This is a genomic window from Rhizobium sp. BR 249, assembly GCF_047445895.1.
GTDB lineage: Bacteria > Pseudomonadota > Alphaproteobacteria > Rhizobiales > Rhizobiaceae > Rhizobium.
Genome location: NZ_JARWKX010000040.1, coordinates 14,029 through 37,833, shown reverse-complemented (window position 1 = coordinate 37,833; position 23,805 = coordinate 14,029). Strand labels below are relative to the sequence as shown.

Here is a 23,805-nt window from a genome sequence, read left to right as displayed (position 1 = left end):
TGTCGGCCCCCTCCCTCAGCGCGTCAAACCTCATTTGAGGCCCTGAGCGTCCCAGCTGCGGGCGTGGGTCGGATCATTCCGCTGTCGCGGCTGCAGCTCATCGAGACTGCGCGCAAAACATAGGAAGGTCCTGCCTGCGAAGACCCATCATGCGGCGGCCGTGTGCCGACCGCGCAGACAACCCTGCTCCCGGCGCTGGACAGCTTTGAAGACAACATCGCCCAAACATTCGAATCCACCTCGCTACGCCGTCCCCAAAAGCGGCGTCGATGCCTGATGACAAAACAGCCTTGACTAAGGCAATGCGATTAGACAACCGCCGCACACTTTTGCGCGACATGCTCTAATTGGGAATTCTGTTATAGAAGGACTGAGGGTCGTAGACGCACTCATGGTCGAGGATGCAGATCTTGCCGTCTGCATCTCTCACCCTTGCCGTGTCGTACTTGTCCCCCAGATTGCATCTCGCCGGCGGATAGCGGAAGCTGCGGCCGCCGAAGCCCATGCGCACGAACACCCGCTTCTCCTGCTGGATGACGCGCCTGAGCTCCGCGCAGCTGTGGTCCCTGGCATTGACCTCCACGGTCTCGGCGGCAAGGACTGCCGACGGCAGCAGCAACGCAAGAACCATAACGACGCATTTCATACACAACTCCTGATATGAGAGACCGATGTCAGGCATCGCGGCTACGGCCGGCGCGGGAACGACCCGATAGCCGCCTCGCCCACGATTTCCCTAATCCCCCGGTATATTTAGGTCATTCGTTCCTCATCAAGTATGTTCTTATTTTGTTCCAAATCACCGAGGAGTCAAGACGCCAAAATAGAAATTTTCAACCGCAGGATTCAAAGCGGCATCAGCTTCAACGCGCAGTGCATCAGGGGAAATTATAGAGCGACGCCGGGTCGTAGACACAGGCGTAATCGAGAACGCACTGCTTTCCCCCAGCATCGCGAAAACTGCCCGTACTGCGCTTGTCGCCCGGGCCGCATTGCGCCGGCGGATAACGAAAGCTGCGCCCGCCGAACCCGACGCGAACGAAGACCTTCTTATTCTGACGGATGATCTGCGCAATCTCGCCGCAGCTATATGCGTTCGCTTTGACTTCCATCACCCCGGCGGCAAAAGCCGGTAATGGCAGCAGCGACAAGGCGACGGCAACGATGACGCTTTTCATGGAACTCCCCGTTTGAGAGAGGGAGATAGAGCGCGCAGCGCGATGCGACCAGTGTCAATCACATCGCCCGTTTCCGGAGCAATTTCCAACAGGCCGGAAAATCCGGCCTGAACCAAAATATATCAATGATTTCAGGAAGAATGGTGGGTGATGTAGGGCTCGAACCTACGACCCGCTGATTAAGAGTCAGCTGCTCTACCAACTGAGCTAATCACCCGTTCGCGCTTGGCTGCGCGGTGTGACGGGGCGTATAAACAGGATCGGCAGGCTTGTCCAGCGCATCGGCGAAAATTCTTTGGTTAATCTCAAAGATTTTTGCGGATGGGTGAAATGCGGCGCATGAGCCCCAAAACCGGAACCGGTTTTCGGAAAGGATTATGCGCCGATTCAAAGTGATAGAGCGTGCTTGGCCTGACGGATGCGCTAAGCACGTTCCATCAAATCAAAGGTCGAGCGTGCCGCTTGCCAGCCGCACCGCCTGGCCGCCGATCCGGGCGTTGGAGATCACCCCGCCGTCGACATCGATATGCAGGTGGATGAAGGACGGCCGGTCCATCTCGACGCCCTGCTCGATCATGATCGGGTGGTGCCCGTCCGTCAGCCGGTCGAAATGGTGGATGGCGCCGGAGAGTGCGGCCGCGGCCGCGCCGGTCGCCGGGTCCTCGACGATGCCCATGCCGCTTGCGAACATGCGCGCATGGAACTTCGCCACGTGGTTGACGCCGCCGCGGCAATAGACATAGGCCGAGGCGAGCGCGCCGTCGACGAAGGGCACGATCTTTTCCCAGAGCTGCGGATCGAAATCGACCCGCTGCGCGGCGCCGACATCATGCACCGGAATGAGCAGGAAGGGCACGCCGGCGGTCCAGACCGAGGGCACGTGATTTTCGAAGCCGATCTCCGTCACCTTCAGCGACAGCGCGTCGGCCATGCCGAGCTTGTCGAGCGGCATGACGGCCTGCTGCGATTTGCGCGGCAGATCGAATTCGGCAAAGCTAGCCTCGCCTTCCCTGAGCCGCACGGCGCAGCGCACCGGCCCGACATTTTCCTCGATGACGGTGACGAGATCGCGGTTGACGTCGCCATGCGTGCGTTCGGCGAGCGCAATCGCCGTGCCGACCGTCGGATGGCCGGCAAACGGCAATTCGCGCCCCGGCGTGAAAATCCTGATCCTGGCCGCATAGGCGGGATTGCTCGAAGGCTGCACGAAAACCGTCTCCGAGAGATTGATCTCCCGGGTAATCGCCTGCATCGCCTCGTCGCTGAGATCGTCTCCGTCGAAGATCACCGCCAGCGGATTGCCGGCAAGCTTTCGATCGGTGAACACGTCATAGACGCTGTAGCTTCGCGCCACATCGGCCTCCTTGAATCGATCATCGCGCCGTCAACCTGCCCGACCGAGCGGCCGAGTGCAAGGCGCTAAGTCCAGTAACAACAACGCATGTCCGGCGGGAGGCGCCGGCGGTCTTGAATTTGTGCGTGATGCTTAATGAAAATCGATTTTTTGTTTTTCGGGGAGCGCTCGAAGAGCGTGTCAGCGGAAGGGGGAGAGGGGGGTGCCGCACGGCATGCCGGTGCTAACCCACCCGCCTCCGATGGCCGCACCCTACATGCCCTTATTCCCAAAATACCAATCAATCACCGGCAGCATCGCCCGGTTATACGGATAGGCCGCGTGATCGGCCGAGCGGATCGCCACGGCACCGGCGATTTCCTTGTCTTCGGCGACCAGCATGTGGGCCTCGATCCGCTTCACCATCTCGTCCGCCGTCAGGTCGAAGCGGAAGAGGCGCATCAGCGTCACCGTGCGGTTGGCGTGGCTGGCATAGAGCCCCTGCCCCGCCACGGCATCGGAAAGATCGAGGCCGGTCTCCTCGTGGACCTCGCGGCGCATGTTGGCCTCGATGTCGCAGCGCCCGTCGACGATGTCCTCCGCCTCCAGCGAGCCGGCGGCGAAATAGACCTGGCCGGCATTGGCCGTGTGCGCGCCCATGCGGATCGCCACAAGCGCGCCGTCGGCGCTTTCCAGCACGGGATAGGCGAAGATGTGGATGCCGCCCTGGCGCTGCGGCTGGCGGCGCCAGTACATGAAGGCGGAAAACGGAGTGACGTAACCCTCTCCGGAAATCCCCTCCCGGCTGAGCGACAGCCGCTGCTGGAACACCAGGCGCCCGTCGAACAATGCCGGATTGGCGGCCTTCTCCTTCGCCCAGTTCTCGCGGATGTCAGTCTCCTCGGCGGCGACGAAAGGATGCGTGCCGGGCAGGACGCGGAGATCGACGCCGGCGATCGGGAAGACGGTGCTCTCGGGCGGCCAGCCGGCGAAATCGTCGGAAAAATCGGTGCCCGGAATATTCAAGCTCAAATTGGTTTTCATGGTCGCTTTCAGGGGAGATCCAGTGTCATGACGACGGGGCAATGGTCGGAGGCCTTCGGCCGGTCCCAACCGGTGCGGGGATAACGCTCCACCTCCTGCCCCGGCGGGAAGATGGTGCGATAGGGCTGGCCGCTGCGGATGATTTCAGGCAGGCGGCCGGCATTATGGGCGGCGAGTGCCGGCGAAAGCCAGAGATAGTCGAGCTGGCAGAGCCACTGCTCCTGCGGCCCGCGAGAGTGATAGAGCGTCCAGCGGTCGAGGGCCTCGCGGCGGCGCACGACGTTTTCGGCAAAGCCGTCGCGGCTGAAGACGTCAAGCGCACTTTCGGCCTCTTGCTGATGTTCGAAACGATAGCCGGCGCCGCGCCGGCCGATGACGTCGACGCGCTCCTGATAATCGTTCATGTCGCCGCAGATGGCGAAGCTCTTCGAGGCTGTGTGGCCGGCCCCGAAGCGATCCTCGATGATGCGGCGCACGGCCCGCGCCTCGGCCCGGCGGATCGGCATGGTCGACTGGCGCCCGTCGAGCCCGTCGCGCGGATTGCCCATCGATTTGAAATGCACGACATAGAGCGAAAGCGGCCGGCCGCCGATCAGGAGATCGAGCTCCAGGCAATCGCGCTTGAAGATCTTGTCGTCGATGCGGCTGGTGAGCGCCAGTTCCTCGTCGAAGAGATCGAAATCGCGATAGGTCGTCATCGCATGGCTTCTGATATCCCGAAGCTCGATCTTTTGGCCGTCGCGCGTTTCCTCGCGCATCAGGACGGCGACATCGATGCCGCGGCTGTCATTGCCTTCCACCAGGAATTTCTGCCGGTAGCCGTTTCCGACCATGCGGAAGAGATAACCGTATTCGAAGGCATGCAGGGCGGCCATATTGTCGATTTCCTGCAGGCAGAGAATATCGGCATCCGCATCTGCAATCGCCAGCGCCGTCATCTGCCTGGTGTCGTCGGTCGCCGCGATCACGCGCGCCTGCTCGAGCTGCTGGTAGACGCCCTCGCTATTGACCTCGAAAAGCTTGATGACACGGTCCTGGCGCAGCTGGTTGCGGAAGCCGGTGAAATCGAAACGGGTCAGCAGGTTTTCGACGTTGAAGGTGGCGAGGCGAAGCGACATGGAATGAGTCCGGTTGCGGGCAGTACCTTAACCGGCAATCGCCGCAGGGAAAGACCGCAAGCCGAGAAATATGATGACAGGTGCCGTCTGCGCCTAGATATGGCTGGGCGGGCTTGAGGTGGCGTTATCGTGAGGTTGGCTGTGACCGCCATCAGGACTGCTCGACGAGCTCCTGTTGCTCGAACCGCGGTATAAATCATTTGGGCTAAAGGTCTGGGTTCGTTCGCCCCGCTCCAAAGACGGGCATCCCTGGAGAACGCTTGCTGCGCCCAAAAGAACCGCCGAAAGCACGAAAACGGATCGAATACGCTTTACTGAAATTGGCATATGAATATGTCCCTCAATGATGGATTAACGCACGAAGAATTATTCAACTTTATGGTGATTCGAAAGAAGATTCGGCCAATTTTCAACCTGTATTGCCGAGCTTCAATTGCGATCATTGCAGACGCCGACTCTCGACCCATCAAAGCCGCCAGCCCGCGCGGATGACCACGCGCACCGTCTCGCCAGCCTCGACCGCGACGCGGCTATAGGCGCGCAATGTCTGGCCATTGCCGAGCGTCAGCTTGACGGCGTAGCGCTCGCCCTCGAAAAGCACGGATTCGACGGTCGCGCGGGTGCCCTCGCCGCTGATGATCACATCCTCCGGCCGCACGAGGATATCGGCGCCATCGGTATTGGCCGCCTGCAGCGCATCCTGCAGTTCGTCCCACTCCAGATGGCGTTCGCCGCCCATGACAGGCAGCGTGACGATCGCGCCGCGCCCGATCAGCCCGCCGACGATGCGCCCTTCCGGCCGGGCATAGATCTCGGCAGGCGCCGCCACCTGCAGCAGGCGCCCTTCGGACATGACGGCGACGTCGGTCGCGAGCGCCATCGCCTCGCTCTGGTCGTGGGTGACGTAGATCATCGTCGCACCCGAGCGCTGGTGGAACTCGCGGAAGGTTTCCTCCATCTCCTGCTTCAGGTGCCGGTCGAGATTGGCGAGCGGCTCGTCGAGCAGCACGACGTCGGGCGATGTCACCAGGCAGCGGGCGAGCGCCACGCGCTGGCGCTGGCCACCGGAGAGATCGGCCGGCCGCCGGCCGGCATAGTCGGCGAGCCGGACGGTGGAGAGCGCCTCACGCACCTTCGCCCGGTAGGCCTCGCCCGAGATGCCGCGCACCTTGAGGGGATAGCCGACATTGTCCGCCACACTCATATGCGGCCAGAGCGCATAGGACTGGAAGACCATCGCCATGTTGCGCTTCTCCGGCGGCAGCGACTGGGCGGCATCGGCGAGCAGTCGTTCGCCGAGATGGATCGAGCCGTCGGAGGGCGTCTCGAAACCGGCGATCATGCGCAGAACCGTCGTCTTGCCGCAGCCGGAAGGCCCGAGCAGCGCCAGGAAACCGCCCTCGCGCACGTCGAGCGAGAAGTCACTGACGGCGGCGCGCCCGGTGCCGAAATCCTTGGCCACACGATTGAGGATCAGCTTCGCCATGGGACGACCCCTTTCGGCAGGCGTTTGGCCAGAAGTTCCAGAAGCAGCATCATGACGACGACCATGAGGACGACGAGGACTGACAGCGCCGAGGCAAGGTCGGAACTGCCGCTGTCATCGAGATTGTAGATCGCGACGCCGAGCGTCTGGGTGCCGGCCGACCAGAGCAGCGCCGAGATCGTCAGCTCGTTGCAGGCGATGAGGAAGACGAGGATGACGGAAGCGCCGGCGGCGGGTGCGATCAGCGGCACGATGATATCGAAAAGCCTGCGGAAGAAGCCGGCGCCGGAAAGCCGCGCCGCTTCCTCCAGCGCCGGATCGAGCTGGTGGAAGGCGCTGACGACGGGCTTCAGGCTGACGGCGAAGAAGGAGGAGAAATAGGCGATCAGGATGATCCAGATCGTGCCGTAGAGCGAGACATGCAGGAAGGGGATCGGTGCTGCGAAGACCAGGATGAAGGAGACCGCCATGACGATGCCGGGCAGCGAATAGGGTATCTCGATCAGGCTGGAAACGATGCGGGAGACGGCATCTCTCCGCCGCGTCAGCGCATACGCCGCAAGCACCGTCACGACGAGGAGGCCGAGTGCGGTGGCGCCGGCCAGCGACAGCGAATTGATAAAGGCCGTGCGCGTCACCGCCTGCCGGAACAGGATCTCCTGGAAGGCATGCAGCGACATGGTCTTGAAAGTCAGCGGCACGCCATAGGCCGGCACCAGCGCGCCAGCGACGAGCGCGAAGAAGGGGGCCGCCAGCATGAAGAACAGGATGGCGGAGAGGAGCGGCATGGCAAGGAAGCGCCAGGCGCCGAGCTCGAAGGCGGCGCTCGCGCCCGACAGGCCGATGACGCGGTAGTCGCGGCCTCTGAGCGCCCGGTCCTGGATCATCAAGCCTGCGACCGAGATCATGGCGATGATGGCTGAAAGTACGGCGACATCGCCGAAGGTGCGGCTGGTGAAGGCCGAGAATTTAGTGAAGATCAAGGTCGGCAGCGTGTAGATCGAGGCGGGAATGCCGAGAATGGCAGGGATGCCGAAATTGCCGGTGCTGGAGACGAAGGAGATCGCCGCTCCCGCGATGATGCCGGGCAGCGACAGCGGCAGGATGATATCGCGGAACACGCGCAGGCTGGAAGCGCCGGAAAGCCGCGCCGCTTCGACGCCGTCGCGCGGCAGCGTCATCAGCCCGGCCCGCAGCGCGAGATAGACGAGCGGCGCATGCTGCACGCCATAGAGCAGCGCGATGCCAGCAACCGAATAAAGCGGCTGCGGCGAGCCCAGCGGCGGCGCGATATGCAGCGCCTTTAGCAGCGGGCTCGACGGCCCCGACATCTGCACCCAGGCGAGCGCGGTCACCTGCGGCGGGATCATCATCGGCAGCACGAAGAAGAAGCTGAGCGGGCCTTTTCCCGGAAGATCGGTCAGCGTCAGCAGGAAGGCGAAGAGGCACCCGATGGCAAGCGAGACGATCGTGCCCAAAACCGCGGTGACGATGGTGTAATAGGTGGCCTGCCAGAGCGACGGTTCGCTGAGCACATCGATGACGCCGCCGCTGGCGAAAGCCGCGATCCCGACCATGGCGAGGCGGGCGAGCGGCAGCACGCTGAGGATAAGAACCACGATGACGATAAAGGGAAACAGCCAGGCGGGCTGGCTGTTTCCCGGTCTCACATATCCTTGCATGAAAGGATCAGTTCGAGCCGTAAATGCCCGAGAAGGTCTTCAGATCCTGGTCGGTATTCTTCAAAGCTTCGGCCGCCTTGATCGGCAGTACCTTGATGGTGTCGCGCGCCGGGAAACCTTCCGGCAGCTTCATGCCGTTGCGGGCCGGGATATAGCCGAGCTTGAGGAAGCCTTCCTGGCCCTTTTCCGAAAGCACGTAATCGACGAACTTCTTGGCGGCATCGGCATTTTTGCTGCTGGCGAGGATGCCGACCGGCTCGGTGACGGCCGAGACGCCTTCGCTCGGGAAGACGAATTCGACGGGGGCACCCTTGGCCTTCTCGCGGATCGGCAGGTAATCGACGACCATGCCGTAAGCCTTTTCGCCCGAGGCGACCGACTTCAGCACGGCGCCGTTGCCGCCGGCGGCGATCGCGCCGTTTTCGGCGAGCGCCTTGTAGAAATCCCAGCCGAGGCCGGGAACGGCGGCGAGCGTCTGGGCGTGGATGAGCGCGGCACCCGAAGCGAGCGGGCTCGGCATGGTGACGAGGCCCTTGGCCTCCGGCTTGGTCAGATCCTTCCAGCTCGTCGGCTTCATCGCCGCCGAGGTGTTATACATGATGCCTGTCGTGATCAGCTTGGTCGAGTAATAATAGCCCTCGGCGTCATAGAGGCTGGCATCGTATTGCGCAGCTTCCGGCGACTTGTAGGCGAGCAGCTTGCCGTCTTCCTTCAAGCGCTCCAGAGTCACCATGTCGGCGATCAGGAGAACATCGGCGACCGGATTGCCGGCCTGGATCTCGGCCTGCAGCTTGGCAATGATCTTCGGCGTACCGTCGCGCACCCAGTCGACCTTGATATCGGGATTGGCGGCCATGAAGCCATCGACCGTCGCCTGCGCGTCTTCGTTCGGCTGGCTGGTATAGAGAACGAGGTTTGCGGCCGAAGCCGGAACGGCAAGGAGGCTCGCGGCGAGAAGCGCTGCGGCGGAAACGATCGTTTTCATGAGTGTGACCCTCGGGAATTGCGTCACCCCTCCCTTATTAGGGGTCGTTGACAGGCATGTGACAGGTGGCAGCGGCGGGGTCTTCAGGCTCTTGCCATTCCCCCGCTATGCATTACGTCAATCGCATTTCAATCAAGGAGGAGTTTCAATGGAATATCGTCTGCTCGGCCGCTCCGGCCTGAAAGTTTCGACTTTGACCATGGGCACGATGACCTTCGGCGGCGTCGGCTGGGCGAAGATGGTCGGCGATCTCGGCGTCTCCGAGGCGAAGAAGATGATCGACATCTGCATCGATGCCGGCATCAACCTCATCGACACCGCCAACGTCTATTCCTCAGGCGAATGCGAAAACATCATCGGCGAGGCGCTCGCGGGAAAGCGGCCGCAGGGCGTGCTTCTCGCCACCAAGGCCCGCTTCGGCATGGGCGACGGCCCGAACGACCGCGGCCTTTCGCGCTACCATCTGATCCGCGAATGCGAGGCGAGCCTGAAGCGCCTGAGGACCGATGTCATCGACCTCTACCAGGTGCATGAATGGGACGGCCAGACGCCGCTCGAAGAGACGATGGAAGCGCTCGACACGCTGATCCGGCAGGGCAAGGTGCGTTATGTCGGCTGCTCGAACTATTCCGGCTGGCACATCATGAAGGCGCTCGGGCTTGCCAACGAGCACCGCTACCAGCGCTTCGTCAGCCAGCAGATCCACTATACGCTGGAAGCCCGCGAGGCCGAATACGAACTGCTGCCGATCTCGATCGACCAGGGCCTCGGCGTGCTGGTCTGGAGCCCGCTCGCCGGCGGCCTGCTTTCCGGCAAGCACCGCCGCAACCAGGCCGCCCCCGAAGGCACGCGCCAGTTCGCCGGCTGGACGGAGCCGCCGATCCGCGACGAAAACCGCCTCTGGAACATCGTCGAGACGCTGGTGGCGATCGGTGAGGAGCGCGGCGTTTCGGCGGCTCGAGTTGCGCTTGCCTGGCTGATCGGCCGCAAGGCGGTTACCTCGGTCATCATCGGCGGGCGCACCGAAGCCCAGTTCCGCGACAACATCGCCGCCGCAGACCTGAAGCTCTCGGAAGACGAACGCAACCGCCTCGACGCCGTCAGCCTGCCACCGGTGATCTATCCCTACTGGCACCAGCTGAACACGGCGAGCGACAGGCTCGGCGAAGCCGACCTCGAACTTTTCGGCCCGCACGTCCAGCAATAGCGCCGGCCTGCAAGCCGGCCATTGCACGGCGGAAGACAGGCGTCACAAAAGAGCCGGCGGCTTCTGCGCAACACCGACGGCGCCGTCGCCGACCGCGTCGGCTACGGCAAGAGCGAGACAGCGAACGAGGGCTGGACGACGATTCTTTGAAGGGCGTTCCGGCTGTGCGCGTCACAGGAATGAAGAATGAGAGGGCGTGCCGTGCAGCCCCCTCATCTGCCTGCCGGCATCTTCTCCCCGCTGGGGAGAAGGGACCTGCGGCGACGTCTCGATTCCCTCTTCTCCCCAGCGGGGGTCCGAAGGACGGGTTGAGACCCGTGGCTCAACCCCGGTCGGTGGCCCGTAGGGTCGGATGAGGGGGCTGCACGGCACGCCGGTCATTGTTGCCCTTCGCTTACGCTCAGCGCATTCGCAGCTTTGCTGCTCACCCCCTCATCTGCCTGCCGGCATCTTCTCCCCGCTGGGGAGAAGGGAATCGTGGCAGCCTCTCGCCCTCACCCACCAATCTCCTCAGCAATCAACCTCCCCAACCGACCAATCCCATCCTCGATCATCTGCTCATTCGCGCAGGAGAAGCTGACGCGGAAGGTGTTGGCGCCGGAGCCGTCGGCGAAGAAGGCTTTGCCGGGGACGAAGGCGACCTTGGCGGTTTCGAGGGATTTTGCCAAAAGCCTGGCGCCGTCCATGCCTTCCGGCAAGGTGATCCAGATGAACATGCCGCCTTCCGGCTTCGTCCAGCTCGTGCCCTCAGGCATGTACTTTTCCAGCGCCGCCAGCATGCAGTCGCGGCGGTGGCTGTATACGGCCTTGATCTTGGCGACCTGCTTGTCGAAGCCGCGCACGGCGACATCCGATATCGCCATCTGGTTGATCGTCGAGGAGTGCAGGTCGGCCGCCTGCTTCATCAGCACCAGCTTGCGGATGACGGGCGCGTTGGCGACGATGAAGCCGACGCGAAGGCCGGGGGCCAGCGTCTTGGAAAAGCTGCCGCAATAGATCGTGCGCGTATCGTTGATATGGCCCTTCTCGGCGATTTCGAGCGCCAGGATCGGCGGGATCGGCTCACCGTCGTAACGCAGCGACTGGTAGGCCGCATCCTCGATGACGGCAATATCGAGCTCTTCGGCGAGCGCCAGCACCCGCTTGCGGCCGGCGAGATCGACGGTTTCGCCCGTGGGATTGGAGAAATCGGTGGAGAGATAGGCGAACTTCACCTTGCCGCCGGCAGCGGCCGCGGCGGCGCGATAGGATTCCGGCGTACGGTTGCCGCCCGGCGTCAGCTGGTCATAGGCCGGCTCATAGGCATTGAAAGCCTGCAGCGCGCCGAGATAGGTCGGCCAGGTCACGAGCGCCGTATCACCAGGCGACAGGAAGAGTTTGCCGAGATAATCGAGCCCCTGCTGCGAGCCGGAGACGATGAAGACGTTTTCGAGATCGCAGGGAATGCCGAGGGCCGCCATCTGCCCGGCCAGCCATTCGCGCAGCGGCTTGTAACCTTCGCTCACCGAATATTGCAGCGCCGAATTGACGGCGGCGCCCGAGAAGATATCGGCATAGGCCTGCTTGAATTCCTGGTCCGGAAACAGCGCCGGGTCCGGAATGCCGCCGGCAAAGGAGATGATATCGGGCCGGTCGAGCAGCTTCAGCAGCTCGCGGATTTCCGAAGCGCGCATGCGCGACGAGCGCGTCGCAAACATTGCGTCCCAGTTCAGCATGGATGTTTCCTCTTATTTTCTAATATCCGCAGCTGATCACGCGGGAAAATTTATGTCAACAATGCTGACCTATTTTCTTGTCACTGCGACAAAGTTTGGAGGACCCGGCATTCGAAAGCCCGTGCCGATTGGGCAGACGTCGGAGGTTTCACGCAAATGCCCTGCCCGTTGCCTCGCCGCTTCGAGCGATTATTCCTCCAATCAAAAAGCCGAAACCGGCCGATTCAGACCTTTCCAAAACCGGCCCGGGGGAAGTAGTGTGCCGCCCATTATTCAATGGACTATCAAGGTGCCAGCATGACCGCGACGTCGACCTCTCCTGAAATCACAATCGAATTCCACAAGTCTCCCGTCCCCGACGCCGATCGCATCAAGGCACTGGAAACACCCGGCTTCGGCAAGATCTTCACCGATCATATGGTGCTGGCGCGCTGGACGGCCGACAAGGGCTGGCACGATGCGAAGGTGACGCCGCGCCGCCCGCTGGAACTCGATCCGGCAAGCGCCGTGCTGCACTACGCCCAGGAAATCTTCGAAGGCATGAAGGCCTACAAGGCCGACGACGGCCGCATCCTGCTCTTCCGGCCGGAAGAAAACGCCCGCCGCTTCGCGCAGTCGGCAGCCCGCATGGCGATGCCTGAGGTACCGGAAGAGCTTTTCCTGAAGGCCGTCGAAGAGCTGGTCCGGGTCGATAAGAACTGGATACCGTCCGGCGACGCCAGCCTTTACCTCCGCCCCTTCATGTTCGCCAACGAGGCGTTTCTCGGGGTTCGTCCGGCTCAGGAATATATCTTCTGCATCATCGCCTCTCCGGTCGGCGCCTACTTCAAGGGCGGCGCGAAGGCCGTCTCCCTTTGGGTCGAGACCGAATATACCCGTGCGGCCAGCGGCGGCACCGGCGCTGCGAAATGCGGCGGAAACTATGCCGCCAGCCTCGTGGCGCAAGCCGAAGCCTCGAAGAAGGGCTGCGATCAGGTCGTCTTTCTGGATGCCGCGGAGCATCGCTGGGTCGAAGAACTCGGCGGCATGAACGTCTTCTTCGTGATGAACGATGGATCGGTCGTGACCCCGCCGCTCGGCGGCACGATCCTGCCAGGCATCACCCGCGCTTCCGTCATCGTGCTCGCAGAAGAACGGGGCCTGCGCGTCGAGCAGCGTTCCTACTCCTTCGCGGAATGGCAGGAGGATGCCGCCAGCGGCAGGCTCGTCGAAGCCTTCGCTTGCGGCACTGCCGCGGTGCTCGCAGGCATCGGCCTGGTTCGGCATGCCGGCGGCGAGTTTCTGGTCGGAGACGGGCAGACCGGCAAGCTGACCAGCGACCTGCGCCAGCAGCTCGTCGGCCTGCAGAAGGGCGTGACGAACGATGAGCACGGCTGGACGCGCCTCATCACGACCTGACCTCCAGACCTTCCACGCAAATGGCGGCGTCGACACCGGCATGGTGGGCGCCGCTCTCGGCCTCGCCTGCCCGCTATTGACCGATTTCGACTGAATTCTTACACTTTCTCCATCGAAGGAGAGCAGTAAGAATGGCGACAGCAACCCTTTCTTCAAAATTCCAGATTTCCATTCCGAAGGAAGTGCGCGATGAGCAGCATTGGTCGGCGGGTCAGGAATTCGTATTCATACCGAAAGGCAAAGGCGTGCTGCTGATGCCGGTTCCCACCCTTGCCGACCTTCACGGCATGGCCGAGGGTGCGGACAAGAAAAACTACCGCGATCGAAACGATCGCTTCTGATGCGTGTCGTCGACAGTTCCGCATGGGTGGAATGGCTGACGAAAAGTGCGGCGGGAAACCGGCTGGCGGCTGAAATCCCGCCACGCGACCAATGTATCGTCCCGACGATCGTCCAGCTCGAGCTTTCCAAATGGCTGGCGCGCGAAAAGGACGACGAAGCCGTCGACGGCTTCATCGCCTATACCGCCAGATGCATTGTGGTTCCCCTCGACACGGTGCTCGCCCGCCGCGCCGCCGAAATATCCGCAGCTTTGAAGCTCGCCACCGCCGATGCGATCATCTATGCGACGGCGGAGCGCCACAATGCCGATATCCTGACATGCGATGCCCATTTCAAGGGCCTGGAGCGCGTCGTCTATATCGACAAAAAAGACTGACCCGCATGTGACCCAAGTGCTCGACGGCGGGCCGCAACGCCTCTATCACAAGATGGGGCATGTGCGGATGGTGCTAAATTCAATGGCGAAAATGACGATCTCGCTACCGGATGATCTGGCGGATTACGTCGCGCGCCGTGTCGCAAGCGGCAGATACGACAGTGCCGACGCATTCCTGGCCGAGCTGATCGTCAAGGACCAGGACCATCGAAAACTCGACGACGAAGAACTGCGCGACATTCTAAGAGAAGCCGAGGAAAGCGGCGTCAGCGACCGGCGCATTCCCGATATCCTGTTGGAAACGAAGGCAAAGCTGCGTGATACCTACCTATAGGCTGACCCAAACGGCGGACGCCGTGCTGTCAGGCATCGACGAATATGCCAATCTGCATTTCGGCGAGGCGCAGGCCGACGCCTATCTTCTCGACTGGGACAGGATCTTCGTGCTTCTCTCGCGCGCGCCTTCGATGGGAGACCGATGCGACGAACTCGGCGCCGGCCTTCGCCGCCTCCTTCACATGCGCCACGTCGCCTTCTACCGCGAAATACCGGACGGCATTCTCGTCCTCGACATTATCGGCGCCGACCGGCTTCCCGATAGACACCTTCAATCCGCCCGACGATCAGGATCGCAGAAGCCGCATGCCCAATGAGACCACCTCCGCCTTCTACAGGGAAAACGCCGAGATTTACGCCAACCGGACCCGTGACCTGCCGAAAGACGAGCTCGACGCCTTCCTGGCAAGGCTCGCACCTGGCGCCGCAATCCTCGAACTCGGCTGCGGCGGCGGGCAGGACAGCGCCTATATGCTCTCGCAAGGCTTCGACGTGACGCCGACCGACGGCTCGGCCGAACTCGCAAGGCAGGCCGAGGCACGGATCGGCAGGCCCGTGAAGGTCATGCTGTTCCAGGATCTCGACGCCGAAAACGCCTATGACGGCGCCTGGGCGCATGCCAGCCTCCTCCATGTCCCCCGGCCCGAACTGCCCGACGTCTTCGCCCGCATCCGCCGCGCGCTCAGACCGGGCGGCCTGCTCCACGCCACTTTCAAGGCCGGAGACGCCGAGGGCCATGACGGCCTCGGGCGCTACTACAACTACCCCTCCGCCGACTGGCTGTCGGACCTGCTGACGAAAGGCGGCTGGCGCGATATCGCCATCGGCGAACGCGACGGCGGCGGCTTTGACGGCAAGCCGACCCGCTGGCTGACGGTCAGCGCAAGACGGTGAAGAACAGAAGCGGCAAAATGATCTTATTCGCAGGGGCTGCGATCGCCGCAGTTAACAAAGAACGGCTTGATATCTTGCTTTCCCCCCATCAATCGTGGCGGCTGATGTCTGGGATCCAAACCATGCTTCAGGAAGGCCTGCATCCACAGCAAGCTGCTCCTGAAAGGATCGGAATCGAATTCCTCCGGATAGTAATGTGGGGAATCCACGGCGTAGTAAGTCGTGCGGCAATCGGGCTTGCTGCGAACTTTTCCGTCCGGTCCGACCGGGCACCAGAGCCGTCGGTCTGAATCAGGAACCCACGCAACCCCCTTGTGAAAACACGAGATTGCTTCGTATTTCGGCTCGATGAGAATGTGTCCATCCGGTCCTTCCAGACCCCATAGGCTGTCTCTGGACACGATCGAAACACCATTATCGCATTGGGTGTTTTTCAGCGGTTTAGGAGCTTCGCTCGTCCGGCCTGCACGGGCCAGTTTCTCCTTCAGAACATCGACGGGGACTTCTCCGAGACTTCCGTCGCGACTGATGCCGAACCACTGCCCGTCGAGAAGCACTTTAAAGGGATTTTGTTCAAGGTCGCGCTCGACCTTATCGAAGAACCTGCCTCCCAGAAGGCCGCCTCTGATGTCCATGAAGCCCTCCCGCCCGTTGAGCCGCACGACCGAATAGCCCTTAGCCCAGAAGCTCAACCCGTCATATCGAAGAGGAATGACGACTTTTCCCTCGGCGTCGACAGCCCCGCTGAGCAGACGCGGCCTCTGGCGCTCCCCGACATTGACGGATACCACGGCCCGGCCTTCCTGCAGGCCCTGGACGGCATCGAATGCCGGCTGCACCAGCCATTTGCCGTCTATCCCCATCACGCCGAAGAGAGGTTTCTCAGCGCTCATATCGCGAGCCCAGAGATATGGTCCATCAAAGGCCTTGAATTGATAGCTGTCAGCAGTCAGCCACCCTTTGCCCAACTGATACAAGCCCCATGTGCCGCGTGACACAGGCACACCGTATAGGCTGAACGCCGCCCCCAAAACCGCGAGCTCGGAATCCATGGACGAACCATAGATGCCATTCTGCACCACGATAATGTCATCGTTCAGCGGGATTGAGCGCTTGAATTGCGGCTGCAGCACGATATCGCCGTTTCTCGCGATGACACCCGTCTTCTGGCCCACGAGTATTTCTGCAAATCCCTCATGAAAGGGGCCGGCCAGATCGAAGCGCGGTTCGATGACGACCTTGCCGGTCTTATCGATGTAGCCGAAAAGGCCGTCGATGCGCACGGCGGCCAGCCCTTCGGAGAACATCGTGACCCGTTCGTACCGCTTCGGGATCAACTCATGTTCGTCCTGGCGATGCGCGTAACCGCATAAATCGTAAATTCCGCCGCAACGCGGAACGAACGTATAGTCATCGGGCAAGTCGTCCAACGCATGAGCGGGCGAATGCAACAACACCGGGAGCATGAGCAGAACAAGCAGCCGGGCGCCCGACCGTATTATGCTTTCCAAGCACCACTTCATTCTGCCTCCGGCGAAGTCGGGATCGTTCCGGCAGGATGACACCGGACAAGTTATGATTGCAGCAAGATATCCGCTCAAATTGGACGTTTAGATGACGGCAATTCGCCCGCTCAATCGTGCGCCGGCCGGCCTCGCGGTGACGCCGCCCAACCTTACCAATCCGTATGTTGTGGCAGGGGCATGCCCTCGGCTAGATTTTACCCTCACACGTGCGGGAACGATCGGGCTGATGAAAATCCTGCTTATCGAGGATGACGCCAAGACGTCGGACTATGTCTCCAAGGGCTTTTCCGAGGCAGGCCATGTCTGCGACGTGTTCGCCGATGGCCGCGACAGCCTGTTTCAGGCGCAGCGGGAAGCCTATGACGTCATCGTCGTCGATCGCATGCTTCCCGGTCTCGATGGCCTTGCCATCATCCGCTCGCTTCGCGCCGCCAGGATCGGCACGCCGGCGCTGTTTCTGACGTCGATCGGCGGGGTGGACGACCGCGTCGAGGGGCTGGAAGCGGGCGGTGACGATTATCTCACCAAACCCTTCGCCTTCTCCGAGCTTCTGGCCCGCGTCAACGCGCTCGGCCGCCGGCCGCCGGTGCAGGAGCAGAAGACCGTGCTGAAGGTTGCCGATCTCGAGCTCGATCTCATCCGCCGCGAGGCCCGCCGCGCCGGGCAGAGCATCGAGTTGCAGCCGCGCGAATTTACCCTGCTCGAGGTGCTGATGCGCGGCGAAGGCCGGGTCATCACCAAGACCATGCTGCTGGAGCGGGTCTGGGACTTTCACTTCGATCCGAAGACCAGCGTGGTGGAGACCCATGTCAGCCGGCTGCGGGCGAAGATCGACAAGCCGTTCGAGACACCGCTTCTCCACACGATCCGCAACACCGGATACAGCCTGCATGCGCCTCGCTAAGCTGCGCAGGAGCACGCCGTTCCGGCTTGCCGTCACCTTCGGCGTGCTCTTCGTCGTCACCTTCATCTTCAGCGGCGCGATCATGTATCACATGCTGCGCGTCGGCCTGGAGCGCGACCTGGAACAATCGCTCCACGAGATGAATTCGCTGATCGCCTCCGCCTACCAGCCGCACGACACCGAGGATCTCATCGATACGCTGAACAATTATGCGAGCTTCCAGTCGACCTCCGATGGGCTTTACTCGCTGATGGATGCGGGCGGGCGCAAGCTTGCCGGCAATTTCGCAGCACCCCGCATCCCGAACGGCGTCTATACCGTCACCTCGCGCGACGTCGGGCTGAAGGGGCATGAACGCTACCGCATGCAGGTCTCGACGATCGGGCCCTATACGCTCGTCGTCGCCGAAAACTTCAACGACGTCGAAGAGATGCTGCGCATCGTCCTGGTCAGCTTCGAATGGGCCGCCGCAATCGCTGTCGCGACCGCCATCGGCGGCGGCGTCTTTCTGGCGTTCCGCGCCCAGGCGAGGCTGGACAGGGTTGCCAACACCATGAACGACGTCGCCCACGGCGCGCTCCAGGCCCGCATTCCGATCACCGGAAACGGCGACGATCTCGATACGGTGGCGATCCAGATCAACGCCGCCCTGGAACGGCTGCAGACATTGGTCGAGAGCATGCGGCAGGTCAGCGCGGATATCGCCCACGATCTGAAGACGCCGCTCAACAGGCTGCGCCTGACGCTCGATGCCGCAGCAGAGCGAAACGACCGGCAGCTCGACATTTCCGCTCTTCTCGACGAAGCCAGAAACGAGAGCGACCGGATCAACGCCACCTTCGCCGCACTTCTGCGCATTTCCCAGATCGAGGCCGGCGCCCGCAAGGAGCGTTTCCAGGCGACCGATATCGACGATGTGCTCGCGGTCATCTCCGAAGTCTATGCCGACGTCGCCGAAGATGCCGGCCAGTCTCTGGCGATCGCGGAGCGCTGCTCTGCGCTGGTCTGGGGCGACCGTGATCTGCTGACGCAGATGATCGCCAATCTGGTGGAGAACGCCATCAATCACTGCCCCGCCGGAACGGTCATCACGCTCTCCCTTCGGCGACGGGACAATCGCGCCATCCTGTCGGTTGCCGACAGCGGCCCGGGCATCCCCGCCGAGGAGCGCGACAAGGTTTTCCGGCGCCTCTATCGCCTCGACAAGAGCCGGACGACGACGGGAAGCGGTCTTGGCCTCAGCCTGGTCAAAGCGGTTGCCGACCTGCACGCGGCGGAGATCGCCATGGGCGACAACCGTCCGGGCCTCACCGTTTCGATAGGCTTCCCGCTGCTGCAGGCGCATCTTTCCAGCCTCTCATCCTCCACCCCGCCAGTCGGCTGAAGCGAGCCGCGAACCGGCGCACTTCAGCCGCCGCGCGATACGGCAGGACGCTCCACGGCCGGCGGCGGCCAAGGCGGTAGGTCGAGAGCCCTGCCTGTATCTGGGAATGCGCATCCGCCCGCTGGCTCACCGGAACCGGATCGACGAAACAGGCCTGCAGCCCCTCGTCGAATTCCAGATCGAGCGCGAGATCATAGGGCAGCCGCATGGGAACGAGCGCATCGGCAATCCAACCTGCGGCCTTGCGATTGATGAGATAAGCGCCCGATCCCTTCTCGCGGGTGAGCGCGATCGCCAACGAGCGGGATGCGGTGAGCGGCTCCACCCGATGCTTGCGCCCTGAGTTCACTGTGGAAAGACGCAATACATCCCAGGAACCGCTGTGCTCGACGGCCGCGGCAAGCACCTCGGCGAAGTCGTCGTCGAAATCGAGATCGTCTTCGAGAATGAGAGCGAATTCGCCCTCGCTGGCGAGGAACCTCCTCGCGCACTCGACATGGCTGAGATAGCAGCCGATCTCGAAAGGATTCGGTCTGCGCCCGTGCCTGCGCAGATAGGATTGCCCGTCGAAATCGCGGCGCGGCAGGGCAATGCCGGCGCCATCGACGGCCGCCACCCGCTCGAAGGCAATACCGCTCTCCGCAAGCAGGCGCTCCATGCGAAACCTGCGGAGCTCTGCCCGGTCGAGATTGATGAGGTAGGTATTGATCCGCAGGCTGATGGGATGGACTGCCGAAACGATGGCAGCGGCTGTGGCGCGCATGTTCATGAGAGCTGGCCTCGACTTGGTGGCTACGACGGCACCAAACCTGCGCCCGAAAACTCACAGGGACTTCGCCCGAACTATACAATTTCGTAAAGCGCGCCGTCTCCTGCCACGAATGACCGGTTGAGATGGCGTCTCACAACGGCTATCTCAGGCAAACCCAAGCGGGTCCTCCGCAAACGACAAGGCCACAGCTTCCATGATCCCAGAATTCCTCGTCACCCATTCCGGTGGCTTCCATGCCGACGAATTGCTGTCGAGCGTCATCCTGACCCGGCTTTTTCCGCAGGCGCGCATCGTCCGCAGCCGCGCGCCGGAATGGATCGGCCCTGGCAAAGACCGCATCATCTATGATGTCGGCGGCGCCTATGATGCCGAGGCGGGAATCTTCGATCACCATCAGCGCGGCGCGCCGCTCAGGGAAGACGGCCAGCCCTACAGCTCGTTCGGACTGATCTGGAAGCACTACGGCCGCGATTATCTGGCGGCGGCAGGCCTTCCCGAAGAGCATATCGAAGCGGTGCATGCCTCCTTCGATGCGAGCTTCGTACTGCCGGTCGACCTGACGGACAACGGCGCGCTCAGCCCCTCCGGGCCGCTCGCCGGCCTCACCCTGCCTGCCCTGCTGGAAACCTTGAAGCCGGTTTTCGACGATCGCCATCCCGAGGCCGACGACCGCGCTTTTCACGCCGCCCTTGCCGTCGCCCGGAGCTTCGTCGAGGCGAAGATCGCCCAGAGCGCCGCAAAATTGCGGGCCGAAGCCATCGTGCATCAGGCGATCCTGAATACGGGCGAAGGACGCGTGCTCGAACTGCCGATGGGCATGCCCTTCCGCCCTGCCATCGTGAAGGCGGGCGCCGATCACCTGCTCTTCGTCGTCCACCCGCGCGATAGGGATTGGTGCGTGACCGGCATCCGCCGCGCCGACGAAGGTTTCGAGCTGAGAGCGGATCTGCCGGCCGCCTGGGCGGGCCTCACCAATGGCGAGCTGGAAGCGGCCTGCGGCGTCGATGGCGCAAGCTTCTGCCACAACGGCCGCTTCATCGCCGCCGCCAGGACCCGCGAGGCAGCGCTTGCCATGGCCGAGCTTGCCGTTGCGGAGGCCGTCTCCATCGGGAAGGCTTGATAGCGGCCGCCGACGCCAAAGAGAAAGAGGCCGGAGCTTTCGCCAGGCGGTAGATTTATGGCAGGTCGGCCAACAAACCCTCCGTCATGCTCGGGCTTGTCCCGAGCATCTGCTTCCGGTCGATAGGGCAGCAGATCCTCGGCACAAGGCCGAGGATGACGCTGAGTAGAAAGCAAGCCTGTCAAAAAAAAGAGGCCGGAGCTTTCGCCCCGGCCTCCTCATTTTATTTCAAGCGAAACAGCTTAGTTCACGCTCTTGTCGACCAGCTTGTTCTTGCCGATCCAGGGCATCATGCCGCGGAGCTTCGCGCCGACTTCCTCGATCTGGTGGCTGTCGTTGACGCGGCGGATGCCCTTGAAGCGGGCGGCGCCCGACTTGTATTCCTGCATCCACTCGGAGGTGAACTTGCCGGTCTGGATGTCCTTGAGGACGCGCTTCATCTCGGCCTTGGTTTCTTCGGTGATGATGCGCGGACCCGTGACGTATTCGCCCCACTCGGCCGTGTTGGAGATCGAGTAGTTCATGTTGGCGATGCCACCTTCATAGATCAGGTCGACGATCAGCTTTACTTCGTGCAGGCATTCGAAATAGGCCATCTCAGGAGCGTAGCCAGCTTCGGTCAGCGTTTCGAAACCGGCGCGGATGAGCTCGACGAGACCGCCGCAGAGAACGACCTGTTCGCCGAAGAGGTCGGTTTCGCACTCTTCGCGGAAGTTGGTTTCGATGATGCCCGAACGGCCGCCGCCCACACCGCAGGCGTAGGAGAGAGCGAGTTCAAGCGCATTGCCGGAAGCGTTCTGGTGAACGGCGACGAGGCAGGGAACGCCGCCGCCCTTCTGGTATTCGCCGCGAACCGTGTGGCCCGGGCCCTTCGGCGCGATCATGACGACGTCGACGCTGGCCTTCGGCTCGATCAGGCCGAAGTGAACGTTGAGGCCGTGGGCGAAGGCGATGGCAGCGCCGTCGCGGATGTTGGCAGCGATATCGGCCTTGTAGATTTCGGCCTGCAGCTCGTCCGGGGTCGCCATCATCATCAGGTCGGCCCAGCCGGCAGCTTCGGCAACGGTCATGACCTTGAAGCCATCGGCTTCGGCCTTCTTGACGGTGGGCGAACCGGCCTTGAGTGCGATGACGAGGTTCTGGGCGCCGCTGTCCTTGAGGTTCAGCGCATGGGCACGGCCCTGCGAACCGTAACCGATGACGGCGACCTTCTTGGCCTTGATGAGGTTGAGATCGGCATCACGATCGTAATAGACGCGCATTTGAAGTTCCTTCCCTTTTGCTTGTCGTGTTGACTGTCATGAAAGCGGATCAGCCGAGAACCGGCATCTCCGCCAGAACCTTGTCCGTGCCGTAAAGCCGGAGGAAGGCGGTGACCGCCCTCTCCGCCTGGCGCGCGGTATCCTTGAGGCCGGGTTCGCCGAGCAGCATGCGCACATGCAGGTCGGAAACGACAAGGCCGTAAAGCGTATGATAGGCTTCGTCCGCATCGGCAAAGCGCAGCAGCCCTGCCCTTTTGCCGGCATCGATCAGCGCCATGGCGCGCCGGTCGATCTGGCGGCGGCCGCGTTCGAGCAAGAGCTTGCCGAGCTTGGAGCCGTCGCGATGAGACTGGCCGATGGCCAGCCGGTTCAGCGCCAGCGAGACGTCGCCGGCCAGAACCTCCAGCAGGTCCCGCGCGAAGATGACGACATGGTCGTGCAGGCTCGTCGCCGTCAGCCGTTCGCCGTTGCGTTCGAAGGTGCGCACCTTGCTCGCCTGATAGGCGATCATCGCAGACAGCAAACCATCGCGGTCGCCGAACCACTTGTAGAGGCTTTCCTTCGAGCAATTGGCGGCGCGCGCCACACCCGAGGTCGTCAGCGCCTTCTCGCCGCCATCGACGAGCAGCCGCAGCGCCTGCTCCAGAACGGCGTTCTGGCGCGGCGAGAATTCGCTCGGCTCTGCGGTATCGACGGACACGGTCAAGGCTCCCATATACGTACCGTACGGTACGGTTCGTGAGCTTTATGCGGCAAACCGACCGGCCCGTCAAGCAGGCCCGGCAGATTTTTATACGGGAAAGGTCGGCGCCGCACCAGAATGGGATAGGCGCGCGCCCACCGGGATTGCATAGTGTCAGAGAACGCCATTGCCGGGGAGCCTTCCATGTCGCGTCTTTCTGCTGCCCTTCTGCTCGCCGGAGCGATGCTCCTGGCAACGACGCCCCTTCCCGGCCGCGCCTTCGCGCAATCGGAAAACGAGGTCTATAACCGCATCGAGGAGCTGCATGGCGATGCCGCGGGCTTCGACCGGCCGCTGCGCCAGCTCGTCCAGGCGATGCGCGCGGGCGATGCCGAGACCATCGCCGGCCTTGCCGAATATCCGCTGACCGTCAAGGCGAACGGCGAGACCTACGACATCGAGAATGCCGAGGATTTTGTCGATAATTTCGACGATCTGGTCACATCGGAGACCCGCCGCGCCGTCGGGCGCCAGCAATATCAGGATCTCTTCGTCAGCAGCGAAGGCGTCATGCTGGCGAACGGCGCCGTCTGGATGAGTGCGGTCTGCGACGACAATGCCTGCGAGGAAAGCCATTGGGCGATCATCGCGATCAACAATTGAGCCGCCGGGGGAAGATGCCATGAAACACCGGATAGCCGCTGCGCTCATGACCGCAGCCCTTGCCGCCGCAGCCGGTGCGCGGGCCGCGGAGACCCGCTGCGGCTGGATCGAAAATCCGACGCCGGCCAACTGGTGGCTGCAGGATGCCGACAACATGTGGACGATCATGACGCAGGGCGAGGACGCCGACGCGGTGGAAGGCATGGAGCTGATCCCCGACATCTCCGAGCACGATTACGTCAGGACCAACGGCAGCTACGGCTATGCCTGCGCCTGCATGAGCGTGGAGACCGACGGCAAGGAGCGCATCACGAAAATCCTCTCCTTCCGCCAGTTGGCGCTCGCCAAATGCCAAAATGACAAGGCGCTGAAATCACCCGGCTATTGAAACAGGTCGC

General features: G+C 62.5%; 25 protein-coding genes and 1 tRNA gene. 12 read left to right on the top strand and 14 right to left on the bottom strand.

Going from position 1 to position 23,805, the window contains the following annotated elements; translation table 11 throughout:
* Nucleotides 1-343: 343 nt before the first annotated feature.
* The 9 genes from QD408_RS25850 to QD408_RS25810 form a co-directional block, all read right to left on the bottom strand.
* A complete protein-coding gene (locus tag QD408_RS25850; RefSeq protein WP_088683313.1) occupies nt 344-646 on the bottom strand; it encodes a hypothetical protein in 303 nt (100 codons plus the stop codon).
* 232 nt (nt 647-878) lie between these two features.
* Nucleotides 879-1,178, bottom strand: a complete 300-nt coding sequence (locus QD408_RS25845; protein ID WP_414141246.1) for a hypothetical protein — start codon at nt 1,176-1,178, stop codon at nt 879-881.
* 141 nt (nt 1,179-1,319) lie between these two features.
* Nucleotides 1,320-1,395: transfer RNA gene (locus QD408_RS25840), tRNA-Lys, on the bottom strand.
* Nucleotides 1,396-1,620: 225 nt separating this feature from the next.
* A complete protein-coding gene (locus QD408_RS25835; RefSeq protein ID WP_088683311.1) occupies nt 1,621-2,532 on the bottom strand; it encodes a PhzF family phenazine biosynthesis protein in 912 nt (303 codons plus the stop codon).
* Between the two features lie 252 nt (nt 2,533-2,784).
* Complete coding sequence (locus QD408_RS25830) at nt 2,785-3,555, bottom strand: NUDIX hydrolase (RefSeq protein WP_414141245.1); 771 nt, start codon at nt 3,553-3,555, stop codon at nt 2,785-2,787.
* A gap of 8 nt (nt 3,556-3,563) precedes the next feature.
* A complete protein-coding gene (locus tag QD408_RS25825; RefSeq protein WP_414141244.1) occupies nt 3,564-4,673 on the bottom strand; it encodes an endonuclease/exonuclease/phosphatase family protein in 1,110 nt (369 codons plus the stop codon).
* A gap of 466 nt (nt 4,674-5,139) precedes the next feature.
* Entirely contained in the window at nt 5,140-6,159 is a 1,020-nt protein-coding gene (locus QD408_RS25820; protein WP_414141243.1) for an ABC transporter ATP-binding protein, read from the bottom strand.
* Complete coding sequence (locus QD408_RS25815) at nt 6,147-7,841, bottom strand: ABC transporter permease (RefSeq protein WP_414141242.1); 1,695 nt, start codon at nt 7,839-7,841, stop codon at nt 6,147-6,149. The genes QD408_RS25820 and QD408_RS25815 overlap by 13 nt, the downstream gene beginning before the upstream one ends.
* A gap of 7 nt (nt 7,842-7,848) precedes the next feature.
* On the bottom strand, nt 7,849-8,826 hold the full coding sequence (locus tag QD408_RS25810; RefSeq protein WP_414141241.1) for an ABC transporter substrate-binding protein: 978 nt from the start codon (nt 8,824-8,826) through the stop codon (nt 7,849-7,851).
* A 148-nt stretch (nt 8,827-8,974) separates the two neighbouring features.
* Here QD408_RS25810 and QD408_RS25805 point away from each other — a divergent pair, with 148 nt between their 5' ends.
* Nucleotides 8,975-10,033, top strand: a complete 1,059-nt coding sequence (locus tag QD408_RS25805; protein ID WP_414141240.1) for an aldo/keto reductase — start codon at nt 8,975-8,977, stop codon at nt 10,031-10,033.
* Between the two features lie 494 nt (nt 10,034-10,527).
* Here QD408_RS25805 and QD408_RS25800 read toward each other — a convergent pair whose 3' ends face one another.
* Nucleotides 10,528-11,748: a PLP-dependent aminotransferase family protein gene (locus QD408_RS25800; protein ID WP_414141239.1), complete on the bottom strand. Its 1,221-nt coding sequence runs from the start codon at nt 11,746-11,748 to the stop codon at nt 10,528-10,530.
* Nucleotides 11,749-12,045: 297 nt separating this feature from the next.
* Between QD408_RS25800 and QD408_RS25795 the strand changes: the two genes are divergently transcribed.
* From QD408_RS25795 to QD408_RS25770, 6 genes are all read left to right on the top strand, one after another.
* On the top strand, nt 12,046-13,146 hold the full coding sequence (locus QD408_RS25795; protein ID WP_414141238.1) for a branched-chain amino acid aminotransferase: 1,101 nt from the start codon (nt 12,046-12,048) through the stop codon (nt 13,144-13,146).
* A 131-nt stretch (nt 13,147-13,277) separates the two neighbouring features.
* The gene (locus QD408_RS25790) at nt 13,278-13,487 is read left to right on the top strand and encodes an AbrB/MazE/SpoVT family DNA-binding domain-containing protein (protein ID WP_414141237.1); all 210 of its coding nucleotides are present in this window, start codon (nt 13,278-13,280) and stop codon (nt 13,485-13,487) included.
* Nucleotides 13,487-13,864 carry a type II toxin-antitoxin system VapC family toxin gene (locus QD408_RS25785; protein WP_414141236.1) on the top strand — a complete coding sequence of 126 codons (378 nt, stop codon included), beginning with the start codon at nt 13,487-13,489 and terminating at the stop codon, nt 13,862-13,864. Before QD408_RS25790 ends, QD408_RS25785 begins: the two co-directional genes overlap by 1 nt.
* 82 nt (nt 13,865-13,946) lie before the next feature.
* Nucleotides 13,947-14,198 (top strand): type II toxin-antitoxin system ParD family antitoxin, encoded by a 252-nt coding sequence (locus tag QD408_RS25780; protein WP_088683304.1) that lies wholly within the window; start codon nt 13,947-13,949, stop codon nt 14,196-14,198.
* Nucleotides 14,182-14,517, top strand: a complete 336-nt coding sequence (locus tag QD408_RS25775) for a type II toxin-antitoxin system RelE/ParE family toxin (RefSeq protein ID WP_088683303.1) — start codon at nt 14,182-14,184, stop codon at nt 14,515-14,517. Before QD408_RS25780 ends, QD408_RS25775 begins: the two co-directional genes overlap by 17 nt.
* Nucleotides 14,507-15,094 carry a class I SAM-dependent methyltransferase gene (locus QD408_RS25770; protein ID WP_414141235.1) on the top strand — a complete coding sequence of 196 codons (588 nt, stop codon included), beginning with the start codon at nt 14,507-14,509 and terminating at the stop codon, nt 15,092-15,094. Before QD408_RS25775 ends, QD408_RS25770 begins: the two co-directional genes overlap by 11 nt.
* A 23-nt stretch (nt 15,095-15,117) precedes the next feature.
* Here the strand turns inward: QD408_RS25770 and QD408_RS25765 are convergent, their stop codons facing one another.
* Nucleotides 15,118-16,617, bottom strand: coding sequence for a WG repeat-containing protein (locus QD408_RS25765; RefSeq protein ID WP_414141234.1), 1,500 nt, complete (start codon nt 16,615-16,617; stop codon nt 15,118-15,120).
* Between the two features lie 229 nt (nt 16,618-16,846).
* Between QD408_RS25765 and QD408_RS25760 the strand changes: the two genes are divergently transcribed.
* The gene (locus QD408_RS25760; RefSeq protein WP_414141233.1) at nt 16,847-17,524 is read left to right on the top strand and encodes a winged helix-turn-helix domain-containing protein; all 678 of its coding nucleotides are present in this window, start codon (nt 16,847-16,849) and stop codon (nt 17,522-17,524) included.
* Complete coding sequence (locus tag QD408_RS25755; RefSeq protein ID WP_414141232.1) at nt 17,511-18,908, top strand: ATP-binding protein; 1,398 nt, start codon at nt 17,511-17,513, stop codon at nt 18,906-18,908. The genes QD408_RS25760 and QD408_RS25755 overlap by 14 nt, the downstream gene beginning before the upstream one ends.
* Here the strand turns inward: QD408_RS25755 and QD408_RS25750 are convergent.
* A complete protein-coding gene (locus QD408_RS25750) occupies nt 18,832-19,677 on the bottom strand; it encodes a glycosyltransferase family 25 protein (protein WP_088683298.1) in 846 nt (281 codons plus the stop codon). The genes QD408_RS25755 and QD408_RS25750 overlap by 77 nt on opposite strands.
* A gap of 196 nt (nt 19,678-19,873) precedes the next feature.
* Between QD408_RS25750 and QD408_RS25745 the strand changes: the two genes are divergently transcribed.
* On the top strand, nt 19,874-20,800 hold the full coding sequence (locus QD408_RS25745) for an MYG1 family protein (protein ID WP_414141231.1): 927 nt from the start codon (nt 19,874-19,876) through the stop codon (nt 20,798-20,800).
* 242 nt (nt 20,801-21,042) lie between these two features.
* Here the strand turns inward: QD408_RS25745 and ilvC are convergent, their stop codons facing one another.
* Both ilvC and QD408_RS25735 read right to left on the bottom strand, forming a co-directional pair.
* Complete coding sequence (ilvC, locus tag QD408_RS25740) at nt 21,043-22,062, bottom strand: ketol-acid reductoisomerase (RefSeq protein WP_088683296.1); 1,020 nt, start codon at nt 22,060-22,062, stop codon at nt 21,043-21,045.
* Nucleotides 22,063-22,111: 49 nt separating this feature from the next.
* Complete coding sequence (locus tag QD408_RS25735) at nt 22,112-22,777, bottom strand: TetR/AcrR family transcriptional regulator (protein ID WP_414141230.1); 666 nt, start codon at nt 22,775-22,777, stop codon at nt 22,112-22,114.
* Between the two features lie 171 nt (nt 22,778-22,948).
* Here QD408_RS25735 and QD408_RS25730 point away from each other — a divergent pair, with 171 nt between their 5' ends.
* Nucleotides 22,949-23,407 carry a hypothetical protein gene (locus tag QD408_RS25730; protein WP_414141229.1) on the top strand — a complete coding sequence of 153 codons (459 nt, stop codon included), beginning with the start codon at nt 22,949-22,951 and terminating at the stop codon, nt 23,405-23,407.
* Nucleotides 23,408-23,426: 19 nt separating this feature from the next.
* Complete coding sequence (locus QD408_RS25725) at nt 23,427-23,795, top strand: DUF4087 domain-containing protein (RefSeq protein ID WP_414141228.1); 369 nt, start codon at nt 23,427-23,429, stop codon at nt 23,793-23,795.
* Nucleotides 23,796-23,805 lie beyond the last annotated feature (10 nt).